Here is an 8,598-nt window from a genome sequence, read left to right on the forward strand (position 1 = left end):
CGGTGCGGGCCGTGGCAACCCCAACTTTTGTGCACTCACGCGACGTTGGCGGGTCTGTAGTTCCGTCGTTCAGCAACATCGGAGTGTCGTCGATCCATGTGGGATGACGAAGTCGATGTTGTTTGCTGTGGATCGGGCTTCGGGGCATTGGCCGTGGCGATCGCGGCGGCGGATTCCGACGCCGATGTATACCTCGCCCGGTCGCCGATCCTGAGTCACCCCCGAGTCGCAGGGGATCGGCCCTGGTTGGGCGTCGGGGTCGAGGACCCCGAGACCCGCGAGTATTTCGATGAGCTGTCAGCCGATCTGAGACTGATCCCGGACGCCGGCTACGACACGACCCTGACGGTCCGCCCGGTGAGCGAGTGGACGCCGGTATCCGGACGCGGCCGGATCGCACCCTTCTACGGAGCGCGGCTGCAGGATTGGGCGAAGCACTGCCTGACCTCGCCGTACGGCGTGCTCTACACCCGGTTGACCGACCGGGGTACGACGTCGATGAAGACCCGTGCCGGTGACGAAATCCAGGTCAAGGTCCTCGGCGCGCTCGAGGTCGACGGCGGTAGGGATCCGGCGTCGGCGCTCGGCGACTGGCTGTCGGCTCAGGCACACGACCGGCAGGTCGAGATTTCGCCGGACAGCACCTTGCAGCGCATCGTCTTCGAGGAGGGCGAGATTGTCGGCGCGGTGCTCGATACGCCCGACGGTCCACTGGCCCTGCGGGCCCGGCACGGCATCGCCGTATCCACCGAACCCCCTGGCAGCAGTTCGGATGCGACCACACAATCCGTCGAAGCGGATCAACCCCTTCAGGTGGCCCTGGTCGGCCACAACGCGAGCCGGTTCGGCCGGGTGGAACTGCTGCAGTTCGAACGAGATGGCGGACAATCCACCTACTGCGGCTCAGGCGGGGTTCGGGACTCCGGCCGTGACGCCGGGCGTTCACATGCGCGGCGCCGACGAGAAGTGCACGGGCACCCGCCCTTTGGCGAGTAGCTCGGCCATCTCGTGACCGAGGATCGGCTTGGACAGCAGGAACCCCTGGGCTCGATAACAGCCGTGCCGTAACAGTGTGAGCGCAGCCCGTTCGGTCTCGACTCCCTCGGCCACCAGTTGCAGGCCGAAGGCCCCGGCCAACGCGATCACCGCACGGACGATCGGCAGATCGCCGGGATCGGACCCGAGCCCGGCGACGAAGCTGCGGTCGATCTTGAGCGTGTCGACCGGCAGCGACTTCAACAGTGACAGCGCGCTGTAGCCGGTGCCGAAGTCGTCGATGGCCACCTGCACGCCGACCTTGTGCAGACCGGTCAGCGTCGAGCGGGTGGTCTCGATGTCCTGCACCACGATGCTCTCGGTGATCTCCAGACACACGGAACCGCGTGGTAGACGGAACTCCTTCATGATGCCGGCCACCGACTCCACAAATCCGTCGGTCACCAGCTGGACCGGCGAGACGTTGATCCGCAACACCACATTGCGGCCGACGCCGTTGGACCGCCAGCGGGCAAACTCGGCACATGCGGTCCGCAGCACCCAGCGACCCAATTCGCCTGCCAGGTTTATGGATTCGGCCACTGCGATGAACGATTCGGGGGACAGCAGACCGCGGGTCGGGTGCTGCCAGCGAACCAGGGCCTCGGCGGCGAGCACCTCGCCGGTCCGCATGTCGATCTCCGGCAGATAATGCAATACCAAAGCGCCGCTTTCGATCACGCTCTGCAGATGCAGCTCGATGTCGTTGCGGAAGTCGATGTCCATTGCCATCGCATCGGAGAACACTGCGACCCGGTTGCCGCCGGAGTTCTTGGCGGTCAAGACCGCGTGATCGGCACGGTTGATCAGATCGGAGGTGGAGTCCCGGCCCGGAATCCCTTCGGCCAGACCGATGCTGACCGTTCGGGTGAGCATCTCGCCATCGATCGTCACCCGCTCGCGCAGCACCGACTGGAGCCGATAGGCCATTGCCGTGGCCGCCTCGGCCGTCATCGGCGCCGCCGGGACGACGACGAACTCGTCACCCCCGAGTCGCGCGATCAGCTTGGGCTGGTCGTCACCGCGCTGCAACCGCTCTGCCAGGATGCTGATGAACGCGTCGCCGGCGGTGTGGCCCAGATAGTCGTTGATCGCCTTCAACCGATCGAGGTCGAAGAACATCACCGACACCGGCCCCGGCTGCCCGGGCGCCAGTCGGGCCTCCAGATGAGCCATCAGTGCCCGCCGGTTGTGCAACCCGGTCAGATGATCATGATCAGCCAGGTAACGCAACCGGTCTTCGGCCTCGATGCGAGCCTGCACCTGGGCGAACAACGAGGCGATGGCCTTGAGGGCGTTGAGTTCTGCCGGCAGCCACTCGCGGTCACCGAACTTGACGAAACCCAGTACACCCGTGGTGATGTCGCCGGACAGCAACGGCACACAGGCCATCGAGGTGGACGCGACATGGCGTCCGGCCTCGATCGTGCGCTGGTAGTCGTCGGTGGCCGGTTCCGGGCGGAACACCGCCGGCTCCTTGAGGTGCTCGGCCATCGCAAACACCGGATCGGCGTCGGCGAAGTGGACGACCGCGATCGGATCGGTCGGGGTGTCCACTTGCCGCGGTGGCCACTCCGCGACAAGTCGGGTGGCGTGCGCCTCGTGATCGTTGTGGCGCAGAAAACTGACGTCCACGTCGAAGAACGAGATGAGCTCGGCCAGCACCTGTTCGCTCACCGCGACCGAGGTTGCCGCGTCGACCGCCATGAGCTGCGTGGCGACAGACGTGACGAGCAGCTCGAGGTTGCCTGGCAACAAATTCCTCCGCATCTACCACAACATCCGGCTCAGCCGTGCAGCGGCGTCGAACCCGTCCGGACCCGACGTCGGCTGCGGACGGTGGGCCGCGGCGCGTAGGACAATCTCAGTACCAACGCCTGCGACTCGTCGCGTTCGGTGCACGTCAACCTGCGAAAAGCGTACTGGAGTTCGCGCAGCGCGTCGGCATGGTGTTCCGAGAGTTCCTGACGGTCCCCATCGTCGTGGGCGTAGAGAAACACCGGCGACACCGGCTGGACTCCGAGCGCGTGTTTCTGGGCCTGGACCCACACCGCCTCCACCGCCGACCCGGCCAGGGCATAGTCGGTCAGCCGGCGGCCGCGAACGGAGACCACCGCCAAAGCCGAGCTGGAGGTGACCCGCTCATAGGTGTCGTCGCCGAGGGCCGCGCCGGCATTCCAGTCCGACAACTTCGCCATCACGTCGGACCGGCGCAGGATGTCCAGCACCACCACGTCGGTCGGGTCCAACCCCAGCGTGATGACCTCGATGCCGGTATCGGGTTCCGGGTCGCCAGGCCAGCGCAGTTCCGAGATCATTTCCCGGTGCAGGGTCGGGGTCAGATAGCGGAGCCGGTCGGTTTCGGCGAGTAGCCGTGCGGCCGTTTCCATCTCGGCGCGGTCGGTCAGGATCGTCAGCTCGGCGCCCTCACCGCGTGCGGCGGTACGCAGATCTTCGAGGACATCGGCGGGAATCGGCGCCGCCGTGCCGCGCAACCGGTTGGTTTCGCGGGCCAGCATCGGTTGGTACAACTCGGCCAGTTCCGGGGCGGCCCCCGGGGCGAATTCGGCGATCCCGTACAACGGGGTCCCCTCGTCGCCGCGTGACCACTGCACCTGCCCGGTCAGGCCGTGGGCTGCCGCGGCCACCCGAGCATTGAAGGCCGCCGCGCCCAGCGCCACGGCACTGCCGCGATAGCCGACGTCCATTGTCGTCGTGCAGTTGGTGTCGAGTCGGAGGCTGATCCGGTTGTCTCCGGCCTCGATGTGCCACGGTTGGACATTGCCGCCCGAGGGGGCCCGCCCGGCCGCGTGAGCGAGAACGTCTGCGACGGTGACCGGTTCGGGCTCGTGGGGCGCGGGCGCAGGTTCCGGTGTCGAAGCCGACAGCGTGACCAGGGGATCGCCGATCTGATCCAGCGCATCGGCAACATCGACGCGGACCCGGCCGGACGGCATCGGCTCACCCAGTCCGATGCGGCGCACGGCATTGGCCACGACGGTGGCGCCGAGGACGACCTCCGCGGCGAGCTGGGGCCAGGTGGTCAGTGTCTTGCCGACCTCGACCAGCGATGCTGCCATCCGGGGAGACAGCTCCGACGCGTCGAGAATCCGCAGGACGTGCGGCACCTTGTCCTTGCTGTCGAGCCCGGCCAGATCAGCGGCGGCGATGTCACCGAGCAGACCGTGCAGGATCGGACGTGCGGGTTCCAGGTCGAACCGTTCGACGTCGAGCAACCCGCGGTCGCCCGTCGTCATCACCACGGGCAGTCGTCGAGCTCGCGCCTGTTCTCGGACAAGCACTTTCGCATCAAGGGAGTCACACTCCTCGACGACGATGTCCAGGCCGTGCAGGAAGTCACCGATCGACTCCGGTACCGCGCCGTTGCGGTCGATCCGCACCTCGATGTACGGATCGATCTCGGCGATCCTGCGTGCCGCGACCACGGCCTTGTTCACGCCGAGATCGAAGACGGTGCCGGGCACCCGGTTGAGGTTCGCCAGCTCGAGTTCGTCGAAGTCGGTCAGGCGAATCTCGCCGCACAGACCTTCCGTGGCGAGGTTGTAGGCGATGGCGTGTCCGACGCTGAGCCCGACGACACCGATTCGCAGGTTCGACAGGCGGTGCTGCTCTTCGGCGCTGATGAGATTCCGATTGCGGTCCAGGCGTAACCGTTTGAACGCCGCAGGCCCCAGAATGTGGACCACGCAGCGGCGCCACGGGTAGTAAACCCATCGGGTCGGCTCGTCTGAGACCTCGGCCTCGACCGCCGGCACGAGCCCGCGCAGCGCAGCTCGCTGCCCGTGACAGCTGTCGACCACGTTGATCCGCGAATCCCGACGCAGCCGCTCCAGGGTGTCCTCGTCGTCGACGAAGAGCGCGTGGTACTGATCGGAATCTTCGAGGGCGGTCAGCTCGGAAGTCTCGTTGTGGTTCCCGTGGGTCATCGCCCCGCCGCGCTGGACGTGAGGGCGTCGAAGCCGACAGCTCCGGTGCGCGGGGCGATTCGCTGCGCTTCGGTGAAGTATCGCGCCAGCTGTCCGGCATCGGCGTGATTGGCGAATGTGCGACGATCCCACCACATCATCTTGGTCTGATAGCGCTCGTCCGGATAAGGAGTCGCCGGGATTTTGGCCGCCAGTACACCGCCCGATGAGAGCCAGCGTTTCAGCACGTAGGCAGCAGCTGTGGCCATTGCGAACTGAATGTTGAGCAGGGTCATGGAATGCAGCGGCATACGCGCCAGCGTATCGGTGAGTGCGCGGCTCTGTTCGGGGTCGTCGCACACCCAGGCGGTCTTCATCTCGACCACTCCGAAAGGCAGACGGTCGCCGATCATTTTGCGCACGGAATCCAAGCCGGGCTGGCCGGCCCATTCGACGACGGCGTGGCTTTCGTCGATGTTTCGGTAAGGGCCTTTGGCGCGAAGGCCACCGACCACCCGTCCGGAGGTGTTGATCCCGACGCAAAACAGCGCCGTATCGTCGCCTGTCTCTAGGGCTTTGGCGTCCAGTGCTTGTTCCACCCCATGTTTGCGGTAGTTCGCCTGGGCGCCGCGAACATATTCGTTCCACAGTTCGCGCTCCACGCCCGGACGTGCCACCACAATGGTGCACTCGCTGTCGGGGTCCCACCAGCTTGGACTTTCGTCCAGTGCGACGGAGGTGCGGCCGGCGGCATCGAGTTGGGGAGCAGTCATCTGGGATCCATTTCGTCGGTCAACCGCACCTTCCAACTGGAGCGGCTGATTGGTGCGCAGCACGGTTGTGCGAATACGTGTGATGAGTATCGCGCCGCATAGCCTTGAAATTCCAGCGAGCGCGTAAAACTTGTCCAGTCCTATGTTGAATTCGATGTGCCGGTCATGGAATTACTCACGGGTACATGCAAATTTGGCAAATTCAGGAAACCCTATTTAGGCCGTATATCGCCGTATCGGGCCGAGTTGTGGCAAAAAATCGTTATTTGCGCCGACGTCGAATTGCCTTGGCGGTGTCGGCGGGGGCGCGTTTTGCTGTGTCAGTGCCCAGCCAGCCCCCACCCGCCACGGTTCGCCGTCGGGTGCGCTCGGCTTGGGGCGGCTTCGGCGATAACGCCGAGTTGCTCAACCGCCGGCCGGCGCAGATGAGATTCTGGTGGGGATGACACAGGAGTACCCGAAAACAAGCGCCCTCCCCGCCCAGGACATCGGCAGGCTATTGCTGCGTTGCGCGGACCGACCCGGCCTCGTCGCGGCGATCAGCGGTTTTCTCACCGACGCCGGGGCGAACATCGTGTCGTTGGATCAGCACTCCACCGAAGAGTCCGGCGGCACGTTCATGCAGCGCACGATCTTCCACCTGCCGGGCCTGGCGGCGGCGCGTGAGCGATTGGAACAGGACTTCGACGCGCAGGTGGCCTCCCCATTCGGGATCGATTACCGCCTCACCGAGGCTTCTAAACCCAAACGGGTGGCGTTGATGGCCTCCCGTGAGGACCACTGCTTGCTCGACCTCTTGTGGCGCAACCGGCGCGGGGAGCTCGACATGTCGGTGGCCATGGTCATCTCGAACCATCCCGATCTGGCGGATCAAGTCCGCGCCTTCGGCGTGCCCTACCTCTACGTTCCGGCGACCCGCGACAATCGGGCCGAAGCCGAGCAACGGCTGTTGGAACTGTTGCGCGGCAACGTCGATCTGGTGGTGCTGGCCCGGTATATGCAGATCCTCACCCCGGAGTTCCTCGATGCCGTGGGCTGCCCCCTGATCAACATCCACCACTCGTTCCTGCCGGCGTTCATCGGCGCGGCCCCGTACCGCCGGGCCAAGGAACGCGGGGTCAAGTTGGTCGGGGCGACAGCGCATTACGTCACCGGCGATCTGGATGAAGGTCCGATCATCGAGCAGGACGTGGTCCGCGTGGATCACCGCCACTCGGTCGGTGACCTGGCCCGCTTGGGGGCCGATGTCGAACGGCTGGTGTTGTCGCGGGCGGTGCTGTGGCACTGTGAGGACCGCGTGATCCGGTTCGGGAATCAGACCGTAGTCTTCTGAGCACGGTTCGAGAGGAGTGAGCGTGAAAGTCTTCAATGGTCTTGACGAGTTCGTGGCGGCGGCCGGTAGCGAGCTGGGCCCCACCGACTGGATGGAGATCACCCAGGATCGGGTGAACCTGTTCGCCGACGCCACCGATGACCATCAGTGGATTCACGTCGACCCCGAGAAGGCGGCCGGCGGTCCGTTCGGGGGGACCATCGCGCACGGCCTGTTGACGCTGTCACTCCTGCCGCATTTCACCCATCAGCTGTATCGCGTCGACAACATCGCGATGGCGATCAACTACGGCTACAACAAGGTTCGGTTCATCACGCCCGTGCGGGTCGGGGCCAAGGTGCGTGCGCGGGCGGCGATCGCCGACGTCGCCCAGCTCGACGGCGCGGTGCAGGCCACCATGACGGTCACGGTCGAGATCGAGGGCTCGGACAAGCCCGCTGCCGTCGCCGAGTCGATCATTCGCTTCATCGGCTGACCCTCTTTTCGCGAGCAATAGCTCCTATGTCAAGCCGCCGCTGATTGTGGCGGCTTGACTGGGTTTTGGTGGTCGTTGTGAAGTCCTGCGTCGTGGCGTAGGGCTTGGTAGACGCGGCGGGCGATGCGGCGTTTGACGCAGCGACGGGCCGCGGCTTTGGTTTTGCCGGCATCGCGCAGTTTCTGGAAGTAGATCTGCCCGGCGCTGCCGGTCATCCGGATCTGTGTCACCGCGATGCGATGGATGGCGGCGTTGAGTTGACGGTTACCAGCCCGGCTTAGCCGCATCTGCCCGGCGCTGGCGCCTGACCAGGCCGGGATGGGCGCGACGCCGGTGTGGCAGCCGAACGCGGCCTCGCTTTTGAACCGGCCGATGCCGGCGACCTCACCGAGGATCTTGGCCGCGGTCAGCTCCGCGCACCCGGGGATCTGCAGAAGAGTCGGAGCGTGCTGCTGGGCGCTGGCGGTCAACCGCTTGGCCAAGGCGTTGATCTCACCGGTGAGCCGGATGATGTCGCCCACCTCGGCACGGGCGATTTCAGCGACCACGCCCACTCGGTCGGCCAACCAGGCCATCAACGCCTTCTGATGCTTGAGCGCGGTCAGCGAACCCAAGGCCGCGGCCCACTCGGGATCCAGGTCATGAACATGCCACAGCACCCGGTTGATCGCTGAGGTGCGCTGGGCGACAAGGACATCGCGGCGATCGGTCAACAACTTCAATTCCCGCGAGGTCTGGTCATGAGAGGCGATCGGCAGATCAGGTTCGCGCAGTGCTGCTCGGGCCACCGCGGTGGCATCGATCGGATCGGACTTGCCGCGAGTGCGGGCGGACTTGCGGGTGGCGGCCATCAGTTTGGTGGGCACCCGCACCACGTTCTGCCCGGCGCCGAGCAGGTCACGTTCCAGCCGGGCGGACATGTTGCGGCAGTCCTCGATAGCCCAGAGCAGCTCGGTACCGAACTGCTCGCGGGCCCACTTGATGGCCTTGAGATGCCCGTCGGTGGTGGCCTTGACGGTCTTCTGCCCGAGCGTGCGCCCGACCTCATCGACGGCG

Annotated in this window: 7 protein-coding genes; 3 read left to right on the top strand and 4 right to left on the bottom strand. The window is 65.7% G+C overall.

What is annotated here, in order from left to right; all coding sequences use genetic code 11:
- The first annotated feature begins 96 nt into the window (after positions 1-96).
- Positions 97-996 (top strand): hypothetical protein, encoded by a 900-nt coding sequence (locus A5699_RS25400; protein WP_067775706.1) that lies wholly within the window; start codon positions 97-99, stop codon positions 994-996.
- Here A5699_RS25400 and A5699_RS25405 read toward each other — a convergent pair.
- The 3 genes from A5699_RS25405 to A5699_RS25415 are packed head-to-tail and all read right to left on the bottom strand — an operon-like array spanning position 943 to position 5,734.
- On the bottom strand, positions 943-2,805 hold the full coding sequence (locus A5699_RS25405) for a bifunctional diguanylate cyclase/phosphodiesterase (protein WP_067775708.1): 1,863 nt from the start codon (positions 2,803-2,805) through the stop codon (positions 943-945). The two genes, A5699_RS25400 and A5699_RS25405, sit on opposite strands and share 54 nt — an antisense overlap.
- Before the next feature lie 17 nt (positions 2,806-2,822).
- Positions 2,823-4,982: an Rv1355c family protein gene (locus tag A5699_RS25410; RefSeq protein ID WP_067775711.1), complete on the bottom strand. Its 2,160-nt coding sequence runs from the start codon at positions 4,980-4,982 to the stop codon at positions 2,823-2,825.
- The gene (locus A5699_RS25415; RefSeq protein ID WP_067775714.1) at positions 4,979-5,734 is read right to left on the bottom strand and encodes a hypothetical protein; all 756 of its coding nucleotides are present in this window, start codon (positions 5,732-5,734) and stop codon (positions 4,979-4,981) included. Before A5699_RS25415 ends, A5699_RS25410 begins: the two co-directional genes overlap by 4 nt.
- 442 nt (positions 5,735-6,176) lie before the next feature.
- Here A5699_RS25415 and purU point away from each other — a divergent pair, with 442 nt between their 5' ends.
- Both purU and A5699_RS25425 read left to right on the top strand, forming a co-directional pair.
- Positions 6,177-7,067, top strand: coding sequence for a formyltetrahydrofolate deformylase (gene purU / locus A5699_RS25420; protein ID WP_067775717.1), 891 nt, complete (start codon positions 6,177-6,179; stop codon positions 7,065-7,067).
- 22 nt (positions 7,068-7,089) lie between these two features.
- Positions 7,090-7,542 (top strand): MaoC family dehydratase, encoded by a 453-nt coding sequence (locus A5699_RS25425; protein ID WP_067775737.1) that lies wholly within the window; start codon positions 7,090-7,092, stop codon positions 7,540-7,542.
- A gap of 29 nt (positions 7,543-7,571) precedes the next feature.
- On the opposite strand, the gene A5699_RS25430 is transcribed toward A5699_RS25425, so the two are convergent.
- A partial coding sequence (locus tag A5699_RS25430; RefSeq protein ID WP_067775720.1) for an IS110 family transposase occupies positions 7,572-8,598 on the bottom strand: 1,027 nt, incomplete at its 5' end.

Source organism: Mycobacterium sp. E802, from assembly GCF_001666875.1.
Classification (GTDB): Bacteria; Actinomycetota; Actinomycetes; order Mycobacteriales; family Mycobacteriaceae; genus Mycobacterium.